The sequence below is a fragment of the Mycobacterium neumannii genome (genome assembly GCF_048452905.1).
GTDB classification, from domain to species: domain Bacteria; phylum Actinomycetota; class Actinomycetes; order Mycobacteriales; family Mycobacteriaceae; genus Mycobacterium; species Mycobacterium neumannii_B.
Window position 1 is genome coordinate 617,112 of sequence record NZ_JBCGVF010000001.1, and the last position, 18,030, is coordinate 635,141.

At 67.5% G+C, this 18,030-nt stretch carries 21 protein-coding genes and 1 pseudogene; 13 read left to right on the plus strand and 9 right to left on the minus strand.

Annotation, left to right across the window (positions count from 1 at the left end):
- Positions 1-91: 91 nt before the first annotated feature.
- Both AAHH99_RS02980 and AAHH99_RS02985 read left to right on the plus strand, forming a co-directional pair.
- Positions 92-1,642, plus strand: a complete 1,551-nt coding sequence (locus AAHH99_RS02980) for a Rieske 2Fe-2S domain-containing protein (protein WP_418767324.1) — start codon at positions 92-94, stop codon at positions 1,640-1,642.
- Entirely contained in the window at positions 1,639-1,971 is a 333-nt protein-coding gene (locus tag AAHH99_RS02985; RefSeq protein WP_418767325.1) for a hypothetical protein, read from the plus strand. Before AAHH99_RS02980 ends, AAHH99_RS02985 begins: the two co-directional genes overlap by 4 nt.
- On the opposite strand, the gene AAHH99_RS02990 is transcribed toward AAHH99_RS02985, so the two are convergent.
- From AAHH99_RS02990 to serS, 3 genes and pseudogenes are all read right to left on the minus strand, one after another.
- The gene (locus tag AAHH99_RS02990) at positions 1,968-2,531 is read right to left on the minus strand and encodes a hypothetical protein (RefSeq protein WP_418767326.1); all 564 of its coding nucleotides are present in this window, start codon (positions 2,529-2,531) and stop codon (positions 1,968-1,970) included. The genes AAHH99_RS02985 and AAHH99_RS02990 overlap by 4 nt on opposite strands.
- Before the next feature lie 11 nt (positions 2,532-2,542).
- A pseudogene (locus tag AAHH99_RS02995) lies at positions 2,543-3,698 on the minus strand (zinc-dependent alcohol dehydrogenase).
- An 86-nt stretch (positions 3,699-3,784) separates the two neighbouring features.
- A complete protein-coding gene (gene serS / locus AAHH99_RS03000; RefSeq protein WP_418767327.1) occupies positions 3,785-5,044 on the minus strand; it encodes a serine--tRNA ligase in 1,260 nt (419 codons plus the stop codon).
- A 93-nt stretch (positions 5,045-5,137) separates the two neighbouring features.
- Here serS and AAHH99_RS03005 point away from each other — a divergent pair, with 93 nt between their 5' ends.
- Genes AAHH99_RS03005 through AAHH99_RS03015 form a run of 3 tightly spaced genes read left to right on the plus strand, consistent with a single transcriptional unit; the run spans position 5,138 to position 7,198 of the window.
- Positions 5,138-6,592 (plus strand): septum formation family protein, encoded by a 1,455-nt coding sequence (locus AAHH99_RS03005; RefSeq protein ID WP_418767328.1) that lies wholly within the window; start codon positions 5,138-5,140, stop codon positions 6,590-6,592.
- 16 nt (positions 6,593-6,608) lie between these two features.
- Complete coding sequence (locus AAHH99_RS03010) at positions 6,609-6,947, plus strand: metallopeptidase family protein (protein ID WP_418767329.1); 339 nt, start codon at positions 6,609-6,611, stop codon at positions 6,945-6,947.
- A gap of 59 nt (positions 6,948-7,006) precedes the next feature.
- Entirely contained in the window at positions 7,007-7,198 is a 192-nt protein-coding gene (locus AAHH99_RS03015) for a hypothetical protein (protein WP_418767330.1), read from the plus strand.
- Here the strand turns inward: AAHH99_RS03015 and AAHH99_RS03020 are convergent.
- Positions 7,178-7,864 (minus strand): histidine phosphatase family protein, encoded by a 687-nt coding sequence (locus tag AAHH99_RS03020; RefSeq protein WP_418767331.1) that lies wholly within the window; start codon positions 7,862-7,864, stop codon positions 7,178-7,180. The genes AAHH99_RS03015 and AAHH99_RS03020 overlap by 21 nt on opposite strands.
- Positions 7,861-8,787: a prephenate dehydratase gene (gene pheA / locus AAHH99_RS03025; RefSeq protein WP_418767332.1), complete on the minus strand. Its 927-nt coding sequence runs from the start codon at positions 8,785-8,787 to the stop codon at positions 7,861-7,863. Before pheA ends, AAHH99_RS03020 begins: the two co-directional genes overlap by 4 nt.
- A gap of 111 nt (positions 8,788-8,898) precedes the next feature.
- Here pheA and AAHH99_RS03030 point away from each other — a divergent pair, with 111 nt between their 5' ends.
- The 4 genes from AAHH99_RS03030 to AAHH99_RS03045 all read left to right on the plus strand — a co-directional run bounded on the left by AAHH99_RS03030 (position 8,899) and on the right by AAHH99_RS03045 (position 12,478).
- The gene (locus tag AAHH99_RS03030) at positions 8,899-9,696 is read left to right on the plus strand and encodes a DUF2470 domain-containing protein (protein ID WP_418767333.1); all 798 of its coding nucleotides are present in this window, start codon (positions 8,899-8,901) and stop codon (positions 9,694-9,696) included.
- Between the two features lie 19 nt (positions 9,697-9,715).
- Entirely contained in the window at positions 9,716-10,483 is a 768-nt protein-coding gene (locus tag AAHH99_RS03035) for a CPBP family intramembrane glutamic endopeptidase (RefSeq protein ID WP_418767334.1), read from the plus strand.
- A 31-nt stretch (positions 10,484-10,514) separates the two neighbouring features.
- Positions 10,515-11,801, plus strand: a complete 1,287-nt coding sequence (locus tag AAHH99_RS03040) for an LCP family protein (RefSeq protein WP_418767335.1) — start codon at positions 10,515-10,517, stop codon at positions 11,799-11,801.
- 131 nt (positions 11,802-11,932) lie between these two features.
- On the plus strand, positions 11,933-12,478 hold the full coding sequence (locus AAHH99_RS03045; protein ID WP_418767336.1) for a ferritin: 546 nt from the start codon (positions 11,933-11,935) through the stop codon (positions 12,476-12,478).
- A 23-nt stretch (positions 12,479-12,501) separates the two neighbouring features.
- Here the strand turns inward: AAHH99_RS03045 and AAHH99_RS03050 are convergent, their stop codons facing one another.
- The 3 genes from AAHH99_RS03050 to AAHH99_RS03060 form a co-directional block, all read right to left on the minus strand.
- A complete protein-coding gene (locus AAHH99_RS03050) occupies positions 12,502-13,356 on the minus strand; it encodes a glycerophosphodiester phosphodiesterase (protein WP_418767337.1) in 855 nt (284 codons plus the stop codon).
- A 5-nt stretch (positions 13,357-13,361) separates the two neighbouring features.
- On the minus strand, positions 13,362-14,390 hold the full coding sequence (locus AAHH99_RS03055) for a DUF4328 domain-containing protein (protein ID WP_418767338.1): 1,029 nt from the start codon (positions 14,388-14,390) through the stop codon (positions 13,362-13,364).
- Positions 14,391-14,459: 69 nt separating this feature from the next.
- On the minus strand, positions 14,460-14,801 hold the full coding sequence (locus AAHH99_RS03060) for a rhodanese-like domain-containing protein (protein ID WP_418767339.1): 342 nt from the start codon (positions 14,799-14,801) through the stop codon (positions 14,460-14,462).
- A gap of 369 nt (positions 14,802-15,170) precedes the next feature.
- Here AAHH99_RS03060 and AAHH99_RS03065 point away from each other — a divergent pair, with 369 nt between their 5' ends.
- Positions 15,171-15,329: a hypothetical protein gene (locus AAHH99_RS03065; RefSeq protein WP_418767340.1), complete on the plus strand. Its 159-nt coding sequence runs from the start codon at positions 15,171-15,173 to the stop codon at positions 15,327-15,329.
- Between the two features lie 93 nt (positions 15,330-15,422).
- On the opposite strand, the gene sodN is transcribed toward AAHH99_RS03065, so the two are convergent.
- Positions 15,423-15,845: a superoxide dismutase, Ni gene (gene sodN, locus AAHH99_RS03070; protein ID WP_064395071.1), complete on the minus strand. Its 423-nt coding sequence runs from the start codon at positions 15,843-15,845 to the stop codon at positions 15,423-15,425.
- On the opposite strand from sodN, the gene AAHH99_RS03075 reads away from it, so the two are divergent.
- The 3 genes from AAHH99_RS03075 to AAHH99_RS03085 all read left to right on the plus strand — a co-directional run bounded on the left by AAHH99_RS03075 (position 15,844) and on the right by AAHH99_RS03085 (position 17,813).
- Positions 15,844-16,209 (plus strand): S26 family signal peptidase, encoded by a 366-nt coding sequence (locus tag AAHH99_RS03075; protein WP_418767341.1) that lies wholly within the window; start codon positions 15,844-15,846, stop codon positions 16,207-16,209. The genes sodN and AAHH99_RS03075 overlap by 2 nt on opposite strands.
- Before the next feature lie 122 nt (positions 16,210-16,331).
- Positions 16,332-16,865, plus strand: coding sequence for a hypothetical protein (locus AAHH99_RS03080; RefSeq protein ID WP_064395070.1), 534 nt, complete (start codon positions 16,332-16,334; stop codon positions 16,863-16,865).
- A 261-nt stretch (positions 16,866-17,126) separates the two neighbouring features.
- On the plus strand, positions 17,127-17,813 hold the full coding sequence (locus AAHH99_RS03085) for a TMEM165/GDT1 family protein (RefSeq protein ID WP_418767342.1): 687 nt from the start codon (positions 17,127-17,129) through the stop codon (positions 17,811-17,813).
- Positions 17,814-18,030 lie beyond the last annotated feature (217 nt).

Consider the following 18,030-nt stretch of genomic DNA (forward strand, 5'->3'; position numbering starts at 1 on the left):
CCACCCGGGGGCTCCACCGCGCGTGGGATGGGGACGAGCCTGCGGCGGGCTAGACTCGCGGCAGGCATCCACATTCGCAGGAAGGGTATTTGTGCAGGTCACCAGCATCGGCCACGCGGGTTTCCGCATCGACACAGCGGCCGGGAGCATCCTGTGTGACCCCTGGGTGAACCCGGCCTACTTCGCGTCGTGGTTCCCGTTCCCCGACAACAGCGCCCTGGACTGGGACGCGCTCGGCGATTGCGACTACCTGTACGTCTCGCATCTGCACCGCGACCACTTCGACCCCAAACTGCTGCGGGAGCACGTCAACAAGGACGCCGTCGTGCTGCTGCCGGACTACCCGGTGCCCGATCTGCGGCGCGAACTCGAGAAGCTCGGCTTTCACCGGTTCTTCGAGACCATCGACTCGGCGCGCCACACCGTGTCCGGCCCCAAGGGCGACCTCGGTGTGATGATCATCGCGCTGCGAGCCCCCGCCGACGGCCCAATCGGAGACTCGGGACTCGTCGTCGACGACGGTCAGACCGTGGCGTTCAACATGAACGACGCACGCCCGGTCGACCTCGACGTCGTGCATGCCGATTTCGGCCACGTCGACGTGCACATGCTGCAGTACTCGGGCGCCATCTGGTACCCGATGGTCTACGACATGCCAGCGCGCGCCAAGGAGGCGTTCGGCATTCAGAAGCGCCAGCGCCAGATGGACCGCTGCCGCCAGTACATCGCCCAGGTCGGTGCCACCTGGGTCGTCCCGTCTGCCGGTCCGCCGTGCTTCCTCGACCCGGAGCTGCGCGACCTCAACGACGACCACGACGACCCGGCCAACATCTTCCCCGACCAGATGGTCTTCCTGGAGCAGATGCGCACACACGGCCACGACCGCGGGCTGCTGCTGATTCCGGGCTCGACAGCCACTTTCACCGGTTCGCAACTGGATTCACTGAACCACCCGATGCCCGACGACGAGGTGGAGTCGATCTTCACCACCGGCAAGGCCGACTACATCGCCGACTACGCCGAACGGATGGCGCCGGTGCTGGCCGCGGAGAAGGCGAGCTGGGCCGACGCGGCGGGCGAGTCGCTACTGGAGCCGCTGCGCACCGCGTTCGAGCCGATCATGATCCAGAGCGATCAGATCTGCGACGGCATCGGCTACCCGGTCGAGTTGCGGCTCGGTCCCGAGACAGTGGTCATCGACTTTCCCAAACGCGTTGTCCGCGAACCGATCTCCGCCGAGAAATTCCGCTACGGCTTCGCAATCCCGCCGGAGTTGGTGCGCACCGTGCTGCGCGACAACGAACCGGACTGGGTCAACACCATCTTCCTGTCCACCCGGTTTCGGGCATGGCGAGTGGGCGGATACAACGAGTACCTGTACACGTTCTTCAAGTGCCTGACCGACGAGCGGATCGCGTACGCCGATGGCTGGTTCGCCGAGGCGCATGACGACTCCGCTTCGATCACCCTGGACGGCTGGGAGATTCAGCGGCGGTGCCCGCACCTGAAGGCCGACCTGTCGAAGTTCGGCGTGGTGGAGGGTTCAACGCTGACCTGCAATCTGCACGGATGGCAGTGGAATCTGCAGAACGGCCGCTGCCTGACCACCAAGGGCCACGAGTTGCGGAGCGAGCGAAAGTGACTGTCCCACAACAGCTTTACGACGACGGCATGATCCAGGTCGACCGGGAGGCGGTCACGCTGCGCCGGTACCACTTCCCCTCGGGCACCTCGAAAGTCATTCCGCTGCCGGCGATCCGCGGGTACACCGCCTCGCCGCTGGACTGGATGCACCGCTACCGGTTCTGGGGCAGCTCGGATCTGCGCCGCTGGCTGCCGCTGGACGTGCGAAGGCCGCTGAAGAACATGCTGGTCACCCTGGACGTCGACGGCGCCCGGTGGCGACCGGCGTTCACGCCCGAACACCCCGATCAGCTCATCGAGGTCCTCGACGAGCTGCTGCAGCCTTAGCGCCGGTTGCGGCGTAACCGGCGCGCCGCCAGCAGCCCGGCCCCGGCCGTCGCCACCCACGGGCCACCCACGATCAGCGGGTCCAGCCACATGTGATTGGCGTCCGCCCGTCTACTTTTCGCGCGCGCAGCCAGCCCGTTGTGGGTCAACTCGGTCTTGACGCCGGTCTGGGTGATGGGGTTGTCCGGGCGAAGGCTGAGCAGCGACTGCAGGTGGTGTTCTACGGCGTCCACGCGGTCGGCGAGGATCAGCAGCAGCCAGTGCGCGGCACGGCCCTCGCTGTACGTGCGATACGAGTAGCGCCGGATCGCACCCGAGAGCCCCCTCGGCGGCGTCGACGTACCGAAAACCGGTGTGAGGAACTTGTGTTCGATGGACCGCTGCCGAGGCCACTTCTCGGGTTGGCGTTCAGGGAAGTCCCAATGCGCACCGGTGTCGACCGCCTTCAGCTTGGGCACCGAGGGCCGGTCGGCCGGATCGAGGTCGGCGCCCCACCCCGGGATGCGAGCACGCAGGTCTTCAGACGTCGGAACGGGTGGACGGTCGGCGGTGTAGGTCATGACGATTCCCCTCAGGCGGCGTTGGCCACGATGACCGGTTTGATGCAGTCGTCGAGCTTGGCGGAGAAGATGTGATACCCCTCGGCGATGTGCTCAAGCGGAATGCGATGGGTGACAATGTCATTGGGCTTGAGATAGCCGTTCTGGATATGCGAGAACAGCCTGGGCCACTGACGCTTGACGGGGCACTGGTTCATCCGCAGCGTCAGTCCTTCGTTCAACGCGTCGCCGAACTTGACCGCGGAGAAGATCGGTCCGTAGGCGCCCATCACCGAGATCGTGCCGCCTTTGCGCACCGCGTCGATCGCCCAGTTCAGCGCGACGGGCGAACCGCCCTGCATCTTGAGCTTGGCGCCGGTGAGGTGTTGCAGCAGATTGCCGTCGGCCTCGGCGCCCACGGCATCGATGGCCACGTCGGCGCCGAGATAACCGGTGGTCTTCTTCATCTCCACGACGATGTCGTCGTATTCGGCGAAGTTGAGGGTTTCGGCATGCGCGAACGTGCGAGCCTTCTCCAACCGGTACTCGAGGTGGTCGATGACGATCACCCGACCCGCGCCCATCAGCCATGCCGACTTCGCGGCGTACAGACCGACCGGGCCTGCGCCGAAGACCGCGACGACGTCGCCCTCGACGATGTCTGCGAGTTGCGCGCCGAAGTAGCCGGTGGCCAGCGCGTCGGTGCACATCAGCGCGTCCTCGTCGGCCATCCAGTCGGGAGTCGGGGATGAGCGCCGGACCCACGTCGGCGAACGGCACCCGGACGAACTCCGCCTGCCCGCCGTCATATCCACCGCACGTGTGCGAGTAGCCGTAGATCCCGCCGACGGCGGTCGCGTTCGGGTTGACGTTGTGGCAGTTGGAGTACAGCCCGCGGGCGCAGAAGTAACACGAGCCGCAGAAGATGTTGAACGGCACCATGACCCGGTCGCCGACCTTGAGATTGCGCACCGAGGGCCCGACCTGTTCGACCACACCGATGAACTCGTGGCCGAAGGTCATGCCGACCCGGGTGTCGGGCATCATGCCGTGGTAGAGGTGCAGGTCCGAACCGCACATCGCCGCGAGGGTCACCCGCACGATCGCGTCGTTCGGATGCTCGATCGGCGGAATGTCTTTGTCTTCGACCCGTATCTTGTACGGGCCGCGGTAAACCATCGCCTTCACGGCGCCTCCTAGAGTCGGGATGCGATCGCTTTTACCCGAGTCCGGGTGCGCGAAACCAGTCCTCTCCTCCCCGCGAGGCGCCTGCCCTACTTGGCCGGCGTCAGGACGTCGGCTCCGACGTACGGCCTGAGGGCTTGCGGCACCCGGACGCTGCCGTCGGGCTGCTGATGATTCTCCAGGATCGCCACCATCCACCGCGTCGTCGCGAAGGTTCCGTTGAGCGTTGCCGCGGTCTGCGGGCGCCCGTTCTCGTCGCGGTAGCGCACCGCCAGCCGGCGCGCCTGAAACGTCGTGCAGTTAGACGTCGAGGTCAGCTCCCGGTAGGTCTGCTGCGTGGGTACCCAAGCCTCACAGTCGAATTTGCGCGCCGCAGAGGATCCAAGATCACCGGCGGCGATGTCGATGACCCGGTACGGCACCTCGATATCGGCCAGCATCTGGCGCTGCCATCCCAGCAGGCGCTCGTGTTCGGCCTCGGCGTCTGAGGGCTTGCAGTAGACGAAGCCCTCGACCTTGTCGAACTGGTGCACGCGGATGATGCCGCGGGTGTCCTTGCCGTGGCTGCCCGCTTCGCGCCGGAAACACGACGACCAACCCGCATAGCGCAGCGGTCCGTCGGACAGGTCGAGGATCTCGTCGGAGTGGTATCCGGCCAGCGGCACCTCGGAGGTGCCGACCAGGTACAGGTCATCGGACTCGATCCGGTAGACCTCCTCGCTGTGCGCGCCGAGGAAACCGGTGCCCGCCATGACCTCCGGGCGCACGAGCACCGGCGGGATCATCAGCGTGAACCCGTTCGCGGTGGCGAGTTTGACGGCCAACTGGAGCAGGCCCAGCTGCAGCAGCGCGCCGGCCCCGGTGAGGAAGTAGAAGCGCGAACCGGACACCTTCGCGCCGCGTTCGAGGTCGATGAGACCCAACGACTCACCGAGTTCGACGTGATCTTTGGGGTCGTCGATGCGCGCCGGCTCACCTACCGTGTCGAGCACGACGAAGTCGTCCTCGCCGCCAGCGGGCACCCCGTCGATGATCACGTTGGAGAGCGCCATGTGCGCTTCGGTGAATGTCCGCGCGGCGTCGGCCTGGGCGGTCTCGGCGGCCTTGACCTTCTCGGCTAGCTCCTTGGCCTGCTCCAGGAGTGCGGGCCGCTCCTCCGGCGACGCTTTGCCCACCTTCTTGCTCGCGGCCTTTTGCTCGGCTCGCAGATTGTCGGCCGCCGACACCGCGGCCCGGCGCGCGGCGTCGGACTCGAGCAACGCGTCGACGAGGCTCGGATCTTCGCCGCGGGCGCGTTGCGAGGCACGGACCACATCCGGGTTTTCGCGCAGCAACTTGAGGTCGATCACGGGCGCAACCCTACTGGTCGAGCACCCAGGCCAGCACAACCGCATAACTTTACAACTGCATCACTTGTCACAGCACCTGACACGCCTGTCACAATGGAGCAGATGTTGGAGGCACCCGGTCGCCCGTTCGGCGAGCACGAACCCGCCGATCTGCAGCAAGGCGACGCACAGGCGCAGGAGCGGGTGGCGTGGTGGACCAGTCTGCACGCCACGCCGACGCGCCGAGCGCTCGTGTTGACGGCGCTGGGCGGGTTGCTGATCGCGGGCCTCATCACCGCCCTGCCGCAAACCGATGGCGCCAGCGGGCTGACCGCGAGCACGATCTCCCTCGGACCCCGGGGCAATGCGACGTTCGAACACGCCAAGGCGGGCGACTGCCTCAACTGGCCCGACCGGACACCCGACGCCGCGGAGATCGTCGACTGCAGCCAGGAGCACCGGTTCGAGGTCGCCGAGTCGGTGGACATGCGAACCTTCCCGGGCAGTGAATACGGTCCGGACGCCGCGCCGCCGTCGACCGCGCGTATCCAGCAGATCAGCCAGGAGCAGTGCTCGACGGCCGTGAAGAACTACCTGGGTCCGCGCTTCGACCCGAACAGCCGGTTCACCGTGAGCATGCTGTGGTCCGGGGACAAGGCCTGGCGCCAGTCCGGCGAGCGCCGCATGCTGTGCGGGTTGCAGCTGCCCGGCCCGAACAACCAGCAGCTGCCGTTCTCCGGCAAGGTCGCCGAGGTCGACCAGTCCAAGGTGTGGCCTGCGGGCACCTGCCTGGGCATCGACCCCACCACCAACCAGCCCACCGACATCCCGGTCGACTGCGCGGCGCCGCACGCGATGGAGGTCACCGGCGCGGTGAATCTCGCCGAGAGGTTCCCCGGCGGGCTGCCGCCCGAGCCCGAGCAGGACAGCTTCATCAAGGACGCGTGCACCCGGATGACGGACGCCTACCTGGCTCCCATCGAACTTCGCAGCACCACGCTGACGCTGATCTACAGCACGATCTCGCTGCCTAGTTGGGCGGCGGGCAGTCGTCAGGTGTCCTGCAGTATCGGGGCGACGCTGGGCAATGGTGGCTGGTCGACGCTGCTAAACAGCGCCAAGGGCCCCCTGCTGATCAACGGTCAGCCACCGGTGCCTCCCCCGGACATCCCCGAAGAGCGGCTGAACTTCCCGCCGATCCCGATCACCGACAACGAGCCGGTCAACACCTCTCAGTCCACCAGCGGTCAGTCCTCAAGCAGCAGCAGCGGCAGCAGCAGTGGCAGCTCCAGCGACGACAGCGACCAACAGCCCTCGACGCACGGTCCTGCGTCCTCGGACGTGCACCAGGGCGATGCACCGCCCAATCCCGAACCCGCCCCCGGCAACACCTTCCTGGGCGGCGCGCCCCCGCCGGCTCCCGGCGCGCCACCACCGCCGGGTGCCCCGCTGCCTCCGCCGCCCGGTGCGCCGCTTCCCCCGCCGCCACCAGCGCCCGCGCCGCTTCCGCCGCCCCCAGCGCCTGCGCCGCCCCCACCGGCACCGGCACCCGCGCCGCCCGGGCCGTAACCGAGTGGCCGTACAGATGAGCCGGGAGCGGTTCGAAGAACTGGTCTCCGAGGCGCTCGATCTGATACCGCCGAAGCTCGCCGACGCGCTGGACAACGTCGTCGTCCTTGTCGAGGGCCGCAACGACGAGGAGCCCGACCTGCTGGGCCTGTATCAGGGCGTCGCACTGACCGAACGCGATTCGTGGTACGCCGGTTCGCTGCCCGACACCATCACGATCTACCGCGATGCGCTGCTGGAGCACTGCGACAGCGAGCAGAACGTCGTCGACGAGGTGGCGATCACCGTGATCCACGAGGTCGCGCACCACTTCGGCATCGACGACGAGCGCCTCCACGAACTCGGCTGGGGATAGCGGGCAAACACACCGCGCGGCAACTGCGCTTTGTCGCCCGCGAGTGCTATCAAGGGGCCATGACCGAGTGCCGAGAATGCGTAGCGGGCCTCGAGCACTGCCATGGCACCGTCATCCACCACATCGCATGTCGAGCGGAATGCACCGAACCGGACTGCGTCACCCCGGAAGTGGCGCACGCGTTCGTGATCGACTGTGAGGCGATCAGCTGCGCGTGCACCGTCTCGGTGTCAGCCCATCGGGTCGGCTGAGCGCAGAGCGTCTTCGACCGGCCGTACGTCGGGCTCGGGGTAGAACGGCGGCGTCAGCGACCCCCACTGCAGACAACTCCACCTACCGTCGGTGACCGGTGCCAGCACGACGGCCTCCGTGTTCCCCAAGTGGTGGTCGAGAGCGAAACTGCGCTCGACACCGGCCAGCACCGACGACACCAGCCGGATCGCCGCGCCGTGGCTGACCAGCACGATGTCGCCGTGCCAGGCGTCGTCGTCGAGATGGCGCATCCGCAGCTGGGTGATGGTGGGCACGTACCGGTCCAGCACGTCGTGTCCCGTCTCACCGTTGGGCATCGCCACGTCGAGATCGCCGTCGTGCCACTTCTGGTAGATCGACTCGAACGTCGCGATCGCCTCGTCGTCGTTGCGGTCCTCCAGATCGCCGACCTGGACCTCGTGGACCCCGTCGAGCTCCACGGGCGGCAACCGCAGCGAACCGGCGATCTCCTCGGCGGTCTGACGGGCCCGGTGGGCCACCGAATGCGCCAGGATCGCGGGCGCAGCAGGCATGCCTCTGGCGAAGGAGCGCGCCTGATCGCGGCCGAGGTCGGTAAGTTCGGCGCCGGGCGGGCGGGTGTCGAGGCGACGGTGGACGTTCGCCAGTGACTGCCCGTGACGCACCAGCAGGAGACGCCCGCTCACCGCAGTCCCTCCCTGAGTCGCTCCAGCCAGCTGGAGGCTTCGTCAAGGCCGGGAGGGGCCGCGCCTGCGGCTGCTCCGGTCGGCCAGGATCCGAGGAATCGCATATCCGAACAACGACGGTGCAGCGCCTTGAGTGCCTCGGCCACCGCATCGTCGTCGATGTGGCCGACACAGTCGAGGAAGAAGATGTAGGTGCCCAACCCCGTTCGGGTGGGCCGTGATTCGATCCGGGTCAAATCGATGTCGCGGACGGCCAACTCGGTCAACGCCGATACCAGCGCGCCGGGGACGTTGTCGAGTCGCAGCACCACCGACGTCCGGTCGGCGCCCGTGCGCCCTGGCGGCGGGGCGGGCACACCGACGAGCACGAACCGGGTGCGCGCGTTGGGTTCGTCCACGATGTCGGACGCCAGCGCCGCCAGACCGTAGCGCTTGGTGGCCAGCGCGGTGCTCACCCCCGCGTCGGCGCGGCCCTCGGCGACGTCGGCGGCCGCGGCGGCGTTGGAATTGGCGGGTATCACCTGCGCCGACGGCAGCTGCTCGGCCAGCCAGTGCCGCACCTGAGCGGCCGCTACGGGGAAGGCGGCGACGGTCGTCACGTCGTCGGCCGCGGTGCCGTCGCGGACCGCGATCGTGAACGAGACGTCGAGCGTGAGCTCGGCGAAGATCTGCAGCGGCGTGCCGCCGGCCAGGCCGTCGAGGGTGGGTAGCACCGAACCCTCGATCGAGTTCTCGATCGGGACGCAGGCGTAGTCGGCGTCGCCGTCGCGCACGGCGGCGAGCGCGCCGGTGGTGCTGTCGCACGGGACCGGTGTCACCGCATCGGCGCCCGGCCCCCCGGGCAGCATGCGGCCGCCCGACATTTTGAGCAGCGCCGCCTCGGTGAAGGTCCCCTCGGGGCCGAGATAAGCGATGCGCGGCACGGGAACAACACTATCGGGTCACCGCGGTAATGCCGTTCCGCTGCACGAAAGGCTTGCGGGATCCGCCACGGCTTAGTTAAGTTAGGCTCACCTTATCTCAGAGGAGGCTGCATGGCGACAACGGTCACGGCACCGACGACGGCCGAGCGGATCCGCACCGCGTGCGCCAAAGCAGGCGGCGCGATTCTCGCGGTCGAGGGCGGCGAGAACGGGGCTCCCAGCGAAACTCCGGTCCACCACCTGCTCGACGACGGCTCGTTCGCGATCACGGTCCCCGCGGACAGCGCGGTGGCGACCAAGGCCGTCAGCGCGGGTGCCGGCGGGGTGCAGGCGGTGTTGGAGATGACGGACTACGCGCCGCTACCGCTACGCGAGCCGGTGCGCTCGCTGGTGTGGATACAGGGCCGCCTGCACGACGTGCCCGCAGGCGAGGTCTCGGCCCTGCTCGACCTGATCGCCTCGGAAGACCCCAATCCCGCACTACTTCAGGTGAACTCGGCGACCGCCGACGGCGACAAGGGCCACACGCTTCTGCGACTGGAGATCGACTCCGTGGTGGTCGCCGATTCCACTGGCGCCGAATCGGTCAGCGTGAGCACCCTGCTCGACGCGCGGCCGGACCCGTTCTGCGCGATGGAGTCATGCTGGCTGCAGCACATGGAGTCGGCCCACCGCGACGTCGTCGAGCGGCTGGCCAGCCGGCTTCCGATGTCGCTGCGCCGCGGCCGGGTCCGGCCCCTGGGCTTGGACCGCTACGGCGTCCAGCTGCGGGTGGAGACCGACGACGGCGACCACGATGTGCGGCTGCCGTTCACCCGCCCGGTCGACGACGTCACCGGGTTGAGCCAGGCGATCCGGGTGCTGATGGGCTGCCCGTTCCTCAACGGGCTGCGCGCACGGAAGTTGTGACGGCGCTACCGTAGCTCCGGTGACCGGCGCCCCCGACGAGCTCACCGACCCTGCGCGCCGGGCCCTGCGCATCGAGATCGTCGTCGTACTGGCGGTGACGTTCGGCCTCTCGGCTTACAGCGCGCTGCTGAACCTGATCGAGTCGGTGCTCCTCGGCCTCTCCGGTCAGGTCGTCGCACTCAATCCGCGCCGCTCCCCTTTCGACCTCATCGACCTCGGACTCAACCTCGTCTGGGTGTTCCAGCTGTCGGCATGGGGCGCGCTCGCCGTATACCTGTTGTGGCGCAGCGGAATCACCCTCAAGTCGATCGGGCTGGGTCGGCCCCGGTGGCGCGCCGACCTGCTCGGCGGGCTGGGCCTCGCCGCGCTCATCGGGCTGCCCGGCCTCGCGCTGTATCAGGTCGCCCGGCTCCTCGGTGTGAACGCCGACGTTGAGCCGGCCGAGCTGTACGACACATGGTGGCGGATACCGGTGCTGCTGCTGACGGCGCTGGCCAACGGCTGGGCCGAAGAGGTGATCGTCGTCGGCTACCTGATGACCAGGCTGCGCCAGCTACGCGTGAGCCCGGTGACCGCAGTGGTCGTCACCAGCGTCCTGCGCGGGCTCTACCACCTCTACCAGGGCTTCGGTGCGGGCCTGGGGAACCTGGCGATGGGCCTGGTGTTCGGCTATGTCTACCTACGGACCGGCCGGCTGTGGCCGCTGATAATCGCGCATGCCCTGGTCGACGCCGTGGCCTTCGTCGGCTATGCCCTGCTCGCCGGCCACCTCGGCTGGTTGCGATGAAGATGCGGCCCGGCGACGTAGATTTCTTCAGGTGACCGATAACCGGCAACCGCGCCGCGGCTTCGAGCCCCCGCCGCGGCCGCGCCGGGAGCCGTCACAGGTGATCCGCCGCGATCCCAACTACCGGTCGCCTCCACCGAACCCACCGATGCCTCCCAGTGGCCGGCCGCCCGCCCCTCCGCCCCGCATGCCACCTCCGCGGATGCCTCCGTCGCGCATGCCGCCACCCGCCCCGCCCCGACGCACACCGCCTCCGCCGCCACCTCGGGCAGGTGCCCGCCCCACGACCGCCCGCGGACCGACACCACGACCCCAACCGCCCCCGCCGCCTGCGGCCCCGACGAAGCCGAAACGCGCTCGGCGCAAACGGCATTGGGGCCGACTGCTGTTGGTGCTGCTGTTGCTGACCGCGACGGCGATCGTGGCCGGCGGCATCTGGATGGACTCGTCACTGCAGCGCATCCCCGCGCTGGCCGACTACGCCGGCCGGCCCGCCGCGGGTGCGGGCACCACGTGGCTGCTCGTCGGATCGGACAGCCGCCAGAATCTGACCCCCGATCAACAGGCGCAGCTGACCACCGGTGGGGACATGGGCAACGGCCGCACCGACACGATCCTGCTGGTGCACATCCCCGGCATCGCCTCGAGCACCGACACGACGATGGTGTCGATACCTCGCGACTCCTACGTGTCGATTCCGGGCTACGGCAGCGACAAGATCAACGCCGCGTACTCGGTGGGCGGCCCGCAGTTGCTCGCCCAGACGGTCGAGGAGGCGACGGGCCTGCGGATCGACCGCTACGCCGAGATCGGCTTCGACGGGTTCGCCACCATGGTCGACGCGGTCGGCGGCGTGAGGATGTGTCCCGCCGAGCCCATCAGCGATCCCCTTGCCGGCATCGACCTGCCGGCCGGATGCCAGAAGCTCGACGGCCGCAGCGCGCTGGGGTTCGTCCGCACCAGGGCCACTCCGCGCGCCGACCTCGACCGCATGGTTCACCAGCAGGAGTTCATGTCCGCGCTGCTGCACCGCGCTACCAGCCCGTCGGTGCTGCTCAACCCGCTGCGCTGGTATCCGATGGCGAAGGCCGCCGGCCGCACCTTCACCGTCAACGAGGACGATCACGTATGGAACCTGGCCCGGCTCGCCTGGGCGATGCACGGAGACGTCCTCACCACCACCGTCCCCATCGGGGAATACTCCAGCGGCGACGTCGGCTCGGTCGTGGTCTGGGACGATGCCCTGGCAACCCAACTGTTCGACGCGCTGCGCACCGACTCCCCGGTACCGCAGGACGTTCTCGACGCGCAGCCCTAACGTGCCTCCAGCAAACATTTACCTGAGCGTGTAATCGCCGTCACAAAGGGTCGACTCATTGAGGTAAACCTGACCTCTGTTAGGTTGACCTTCGCTGACAAAGGGCTCTGAGCTGGGCTATCGTGGCGTCCATGACCACTGCCGAAGCTTCCGACACCAAATTCCACGCCCTGCTGCAAGAGCAGATGCGCAACGAGTTCGGCGCCGCGCAGCAATACCTCGCCATCGCTGTCTACTTCGACGGAGCCGACCTTCCGCAGCTGGCCAAGCACTTCTACCGGCAGTCGGTCGAAGAGCGCAATCACGCCATGATGCTGGTTCAGTACCTCCTCGACCGCGACGTCGAATTCGAGATCCCGGGGGTCGACGCGGTGCGCAACACCTTCGACGCTCCGCGCGACGCGCTCGTCCTGGCCCTCGATCTGGAGCGCACCGTCACCGAGCAGATCGGCCGGCTGGCCGGCGTGGCCCGCGACGAGGGCGACTACCTCGGCGAGCAGTTCATGCAGTGGTTCCTCGGTGAGCAGGTCGAGGAAGTCGCGCAGATGACCACGTTGGTTCGCATCGCCGACCGAGCCGGCGACGACCTCTTCCGCCTGGAGGACTTCGTAGCGCGCGAGCTGGGCTCCACGTCGAAGGACGTCGGCGCACCGAAGATCGCGGGCGGCAGCCTCTGAGCATCGTGCGGGTCTGATCGCGGCTAGTCGCGACCGGCGGCGCCGGCCAAACCGTTCTGCAGCCAATCCTTGGTGCGGCCGGGGTGGTTGGTCGCGACCCACGCCACACCGAGGTCGCGACAGTACTGCACGTCCTCGAAATGGTCGACGGTCCAGCAGTACAGCGCGCGGCCTTGCGCGGCCGCACGGTCCACCAACTCCGGATGCTCTCTCAATGTGGCGATCGACGGCCCGACCGCGGTGGCGCCCACGGTGGTGGCGGCGCTGCCACCGAGGTAGCGCGACGTCTCGCCGAGCAACACCGTCGGCAACATCGGCGCCGCCCGGCGGATTCGCCACACGGCGGCGGCGGAGAACGACATCACCACCGCGCGCGACAGGTCCGCCGATGCAGGGGAGGCGATTCCGAACCGGTGCAGGAGCGCCAACACCTTGCTCTCCACCAATCCACCGAATCGGACGGGATGCTTGGTCTCGATGAACACCTTGACAGGCCGGTTCCAGTCGAGCACCAGTGAAATCAGCGCTTCGAGGGTGAGCAAGGCCGTATCACCCTGCGCCTCAACGGCATTGCGGCTTGGATGCCAACCGCCGTAGTCGAGCTCGCCCAGTTGGGCGAGCGTCATGTCGCTGACGAACCCCGTTCCGTTCGACGTCCGGTCGACCCTGCGGTCGTGCACACACACCAGGTGGCCGTCGCGGGTCAGCCGCACATCGCATTCCACGCCGTCGGCGCCCTGCTGCAGCGCAAGCTCGTACGCCGCGAGCGTGTGCTCGGGACGGTCGGCCGACGCGCCGCGGTGCGCCACGACGAAGGGATGCCCCCCGAGCGTCGGTCCGGAAGTCGCCTTCTCGGCGGCTTCGGAGTCGCCAGTCATGGCGCCTATGCTGCCGGGTCTTGCCCGTGCGACTCAACCGCAACCTCGGGCTCGGGTCTTTTCTCCGCCGGCGTGCCGTCTTCAGGGACGATCACCCAGCGCTTGCTCGGGCGCTCGACCGGCTGCCGTTCGAAGCCGGAAACGACCTTCATGGCGAGCAGCAGGGTGGCCAGCGCCAGCAGATAGGCGATCATCGTGGTCATCGTGTTGTCGGCGATTCCCTGCGCATCGCGGGTGAAGCTGGTCGCGATCGACCAGATCGACACTGCGTAGCTGGCCACCCACACTAGCCACCACACCGCGATCGGCCTGCGCAGATAGCTGAGCCGCTCCTCGACGGCCGCCAGTTCGAGAACAAATACCGGTGCCCAGAACAGGTTGACGAACGGGAGCAGGCAGCCCGCCTGGAGTCGCCAGGACGGTCGAGGGTCCGTCGTTCCCCGGTAGGTGTAGGCGGCGGAGCGCCTGGCGATGAGCCAGTTGGTCAGCACGATGAGGCTGGCCACCACCATGAACGCGGCGACGACGCTGAGCACGACACCGAACCATGTCGCGATCGCGGCAATCCACGGGGGCAGCAACACCGACCGGTTGATGATGAGCAGCACGTAGCGCGCGAGGTGGATCAGCGCCGCGGCGCCCAGTACCGCCATCGTCAGCAGCAGCGTGCCCGTCACCATCCCCGGCGACGGACCGCGGCGCGGGGCCTTCTGCTGTTGGTCGACAGGCGCGGGCTGGTCGACAAGTCCCCAGCGTGGGATGGTCGCGTAGCGCGGCGTCGGACCGAGCGCACGCTTTGGGCGCCGCGGATGCGGCGGTGCGCCCGGTCGCACGGCGATCCAGCGGTACCCCGGCGGCAGCTGCGGCCGCGCACCGGGCGCTCCGGCCGCAGACCGCGCGCTCCACTGGGCGTTCGCGGTGTCCGGCGCGGACGCCGATGGCGGCATCAGCGATCCGTTGCACCGCGGACACCACGTCCGGCGCCGGTCGCGCACGTTCCACCGGGTTCCGCACGCCGAACACACCTGAATCATTTCGCTCCTCGCGCGCGCGGAATCACTTCACTCCTCGCCCGACCATTCGACCAGCGTAGCGACGACGCGTCAGACGACACCCGGCCCGCCGTCGTCGGTCACCACCGGTCGGCCGGCACCGGCCCAGGCGAACATGCCGCCGCAGACATTGGCCGGTGAATAGCCGTTCCTGGCCAGGTACTGCGCCACGCTCTGCGAACGCCCACCGGCTGCGCAGATCACGAACACCTGCGCGTCACCGTCGATCTCCGCCAGCCGCGCCGGGATCTGTCCCATCGGGATGTGCCGCGCATCCGGGGCATGCCCGCGTGCCCACTCGTCGTCTTCGCGTACGTCGAGCAGGATCACGCGGGCGTCGAAGGTCGTCGGCACGTCCGCGACGTCGACCTGCGCGATTTCAGCCTCGTTCATGCCTCAATGCTGACATGCCGCCGGCCGGCTCGCGGCGACAGCAATGACCACCTATCCACAATTTCCACAGGTTCATCCACAGGCCGCGACATCGGAGAACCCGCCTTGAGCCGCTGAATCTGTGTTTTTCCTGAGGATCGCTGTGGATAAGCGGTCGGCGTTTGGGCGCTCTCATCAACAGGCTGTCGGGCGCCGAGCGAAATCCCTAGTCCCGCTAACCGCGACGTGAGCCGGCCGCACCCGCAATCCATGGTGCACGCGAGCCGATTTTTCCGGTTCGACGCAAGGGGCTATGATCGGCGTCACAACCAGCGGTTGTGATAGATCTCACCCGGGGGGAACATAAAATATGCAGGTCAGGAGGGGTTCATGACATCTTCGATGGGATCGGGTTCGGCTATGCCCCCCACGAAATGGCAATCCTCGACGGCCGGCGCCTACAACCGCAGCCAGCTGATGGCGTTACTGCGTGCCGGTGTGATCGCGCTGGTGCTCCTGGTCGTGCTGGCCTTGATCGTCCTGTTCTGACGATGAGCCGCTGACTTCCTCGCGAATACGACAAGCGAATACGACAAAGCCGCCGAGTCGATGCTCGGCGGCTTCTTGGTGTCGAAAGGTTTCTCAGGCGGGCGGATAGACACCCATCTGCTTGCCCTTGTCGGTCTGCCAGAAGATATCGGCGATCTCGTCGATCGTCTTGAGCAGCTTCTCGGCGACGGCGACGTCGAGCGACTTCTTGACGTCGCCCGCGCCGTGCACGCCGTCCCAGAACAGCTGGTGCAGGTTGGGGAACTGCTCGAAGTGATCTTTGGCGAAGAAGTCGGCCCACAGCACCATCAGGTGATGTTTGACCTCCTCGGCTTGCCGCTCCTTGATGATTATGCAGCGCGCGCGGAAGTGCTCATCGTCTGAGTCGTGATACTTCTGGATCGTCTTGAGGCACGAGAGCGCCTCGATTTTGGCCTGCGCGGGGTCATAGACGCCGCAGTAGAGATCGCAGTGGGCATGGGCGGGGGTCGCGTGGTTCAACAATCGATGCAGCATGTCCCTAACCTACCCTTTGGAGGTGCGCCGCAACCAGACACCGCGACGCTGGCCTCTGCGGTTGTTCCGAGTGGTCGACGACTCGATGCGCCCGACGGTCGGCCCCGGGGATGGCCTATTGGCCATGCGGGGCGGGAGCATTCGGCGCGGGCAGCTACGCGTGTTCCAGGATCCGCGGCGTTCGACGCGGTGGCTCGTCAAACGGGTGGGTGATGTCTACGCCGACGGTCGCGACGTGATCTTTGAAGCGCGATCGGACAATCCGGGCGCCCCCGGTGCGGTCGACTCCCACGAATTCGGTTGGGTCCCGGCGGCCGGTTCGTATCGCGTGCTGTGGACTGCCCGAGCCAATTCCGGCGGTTAGCAGTCGTGTCCACTTGCGTGCCAGCCGAGTTCTGCCGCATGCTGAGCAAATCGACCCACTGGCGTGTCGGGCCATCAGTCGGCTAGAGGCCGGCGTCCGAACACCGATGGCGCGGAGGCGATATGGAGAGGGAGTCGGGCAAGGCGATCGAGATCGCCCCCTTTCATTCACGCGGTTCACTCAAGGGATTCGTCATCTCGGGCCGCTGGCCGGATTCGACCAAAGAGTGGGCACAGTTGCTGATGGTCGCCGTACGTGTGGCATCGCTTCCCGGGTTGTTGTCCACGACAACGATTTTCGGTGCCCGCGAAGAGTTGCCCGACGAGCCCGAACCCAATACGGTCGGCCTCGTCCTTGCCGAGGGCACCGTGGTCGGTGAATCAGCGGTACCGCCAGGTTATTTCGCCGAGCACCAGCCACCGGCCCTGTTGATGTTGCATCCCCCGTCGGAAACCACACCGTCGCTGCCCGAGTGCAGCGGGGCGGCCTCCGGTTGCGTGTTGCTACCCGGCCTCCCCCATCTGGGCCTCGAGCACCGCGCAGCATGGGTGGAAGCCGAATCCGATGGAACAGTGACCTCCATGGTGAGCCGCGTCGGCGTCGACCCGATCAGCCATCCGGACACTGCGATCCTCGCGATGCTGCTTGCGGCATAAGGGCTTTCGAAGCATTTGATTCGGGTGCCTGAACGCTGGATTCGGCTGTCCGAAACCATACGCGGCACTGGCGCACCCGGGATACCGAAGCTATGGTCGGTTCAGTAAGCGAAGGGGAGTAGCCCCCAATCGTCGTGTCGACACACTGGCGCAAGCCCGGCCGGCGAACCACATCCGAAGGTGTGGTGGGCGAGACCTTCGACCGAAGCCGGCGGGGCATCAACACCGCTACGTCGGCGACGCGTCGAAAGGGTCCTCTCAATGCTCGCCGCCATCGTGGTCAGTCTGGCCGTTGTCTTTGTCGCCGAACTCGGCGACAAGTCGCAGCTGATCACCATGACCTACTCATTGCGGCACCGATGGTGGGTCGTGCTCTCCGGGGTCGGGATCGCAGCGATGCTGGTTCACGGCCTCTCCGTCGCGGTCGGACACTTTCTCGGGGCGACGTTGCCCGAACGCCCGATCGCGTTCGTCGCCGCCATCGCGTTCCTGCTGTTCGCGGTGTGGACGTGGCGCGAGAACGGGCACGACGACGAGATTCGGATCGCCGAGCCGCGGTTCGTCGTCCCCGCGATCGTGTCGTCGTTCGTGCTGGCCGAACTCGGCGACAAGACGATGCTGGCCACTGTCGCCCTGGCCAGCGAACACAGCTGGGCGGGGGTGTGGATCGGTGCGACTGCGGGCATGGTTCTGGCCGATGGCGCCGCGATCGCTGCGGGCAGGCTGATGCACCGCAGGCTTCCGGAACGGTTCCTGCACGGCCTGGCCAGCGTCCTGTTCCTCCTTTTCGGCCTGTGGCTGCTGTTCGACAGCGCGCTGGGTTGGCGGTGGGTCGCCGTGGCGGTCACCGCTTCCGTCACCGTCTCGGTGCTCGTGGTCTGGCTCATCCGCCAACGCAGGGCACCCGTGCCTGCCGGGGCAGCCCAGCCGTCGCCCCAGGGGTCCTGACCTCGACCTGCGCGTTCGACGACCGACACTGGGCGCTCCGCGACCATCGGTGCAGTATTTGGCAAACCCCGCGTTGCGACGGAATGCATGCAACTGATGTTGCCGGCGGTGGTCGTCGGGTCTGGGGTGGACGCGCTGTCCGATCGCTGAGCAAAACTAGCTCGACAAAGCTGCTGTAGTTTGCTTCGTCGCACCGTATGGTAGAGGCGCCGGCGCA

What these genes read in the sequence shown, in the direction of transcription:
- AAHH99_RS02990 (WP_418767326.1), bottom strand. Translation starts at nt 2,531, where the DNA reads ATGACCTACACCGCCGACCGTCCACCCGTTCCGACGTCTGAAGACCTG.
- AAHH99_RS03005 (WP_418767328.1), top strand. Translation starts at nt 5,138, where the DNA reads ATGGAGCAGATGTTGGAGGCACCCGGTCGCCCGTTCGGCGAGCACGAA.
- AAHH99_RS03010 (WP_418767329.1), top strand. Translation starts at nt 6,609, where the DNA reads ATGAGCCGGGAGCGGTTCGAAGAACTGGTCTCCGAGGCGCTCGATCTG.
- AAHH99_RS03015 (WP_418767330.1), top strand. Translation starts at nt 7,007, where the DNA reads ATGACCGAGTGCCGAGAATGCGTAGCGGGCCTCGAGCACTGCCATGGC.
- AAHH99_RS03030 (WP_418767333.1), top strand. Translation starts at nt 8,899, where the DNA reads ATGGCGACAACGGTCACGGCACCGACGACGGCCGAGCGGATCCGCACC.
- AAHH99_RS03045 (WP_418767336.1), top strand. Translation starts at nt 11,933, where the DNA reads ATGACCACTGCCGAAGCTTCCGACACCAAATTCCACGCCCTGCTGCAA.
- AAHH99_RS03050 (WP_418767337.1), bottom strand. Translation starts at nt 13,356, where the DNA reads ATGACTGGCGACTCCGAAGCCGCCGAGAAGGCGACTTCCGGACCGACG.
- AAHH99_RS03055 (WP_418767338.1), bottom strand. Translation starts at nt 14,390, where the DNA reads ATGATTCAGGTGTGTTCGGCGTGCGGAACCCGGTGGAACGTGCGCGAC.
- AAHH99_RS03060 (WP_418767339.1), bottom strand. Translation starts at nt 14,801, where the DNA reads ATGAACGAGGCTGAAATCGCGCAGGTCGACGTCGCGGACGTGCCGACG.
- AAHH99_RS03065 (WP_418767340.1), top strand. Translation starts at nt 15,171, where the DNA reads ATGACATCTTCGATGGGATCGGGTTCGGCTATGCCCCCCACGAAATGG.
- AAHH99_RS03075 (WP_418767341.1), top strand. Translation starts at nt 15,844, where the DNA reads ATGTCCCTAACCTACCCTTTGGAGGTGCGCCGCAACCAGACACCGCGA.
- sodN (WP_064395071.1), bottom strand. Translation starts at nt 15,845, where the DNA reads ATGCTGCATCGATTGTTGAACCACGCGACCCCCGCCCATGCCCACTGC.
- AAHH99_RS03080 (WP_064395070.1), top strand. Translation starts at nt 16,332, where the DNA reads ATGGAGAGGGAGTCGGGCAAGGCGATCGAGATCGCCCCCTTTCATTCA.
- AAHH99_RS03085 (WP_418767342.1), top strand. Translation starts at nt 17,127, where the DNA reads ATGCTCGCCGCCATCGTGGTCAGTCTGGCCGTTGTCTTTGTCGCCGAA.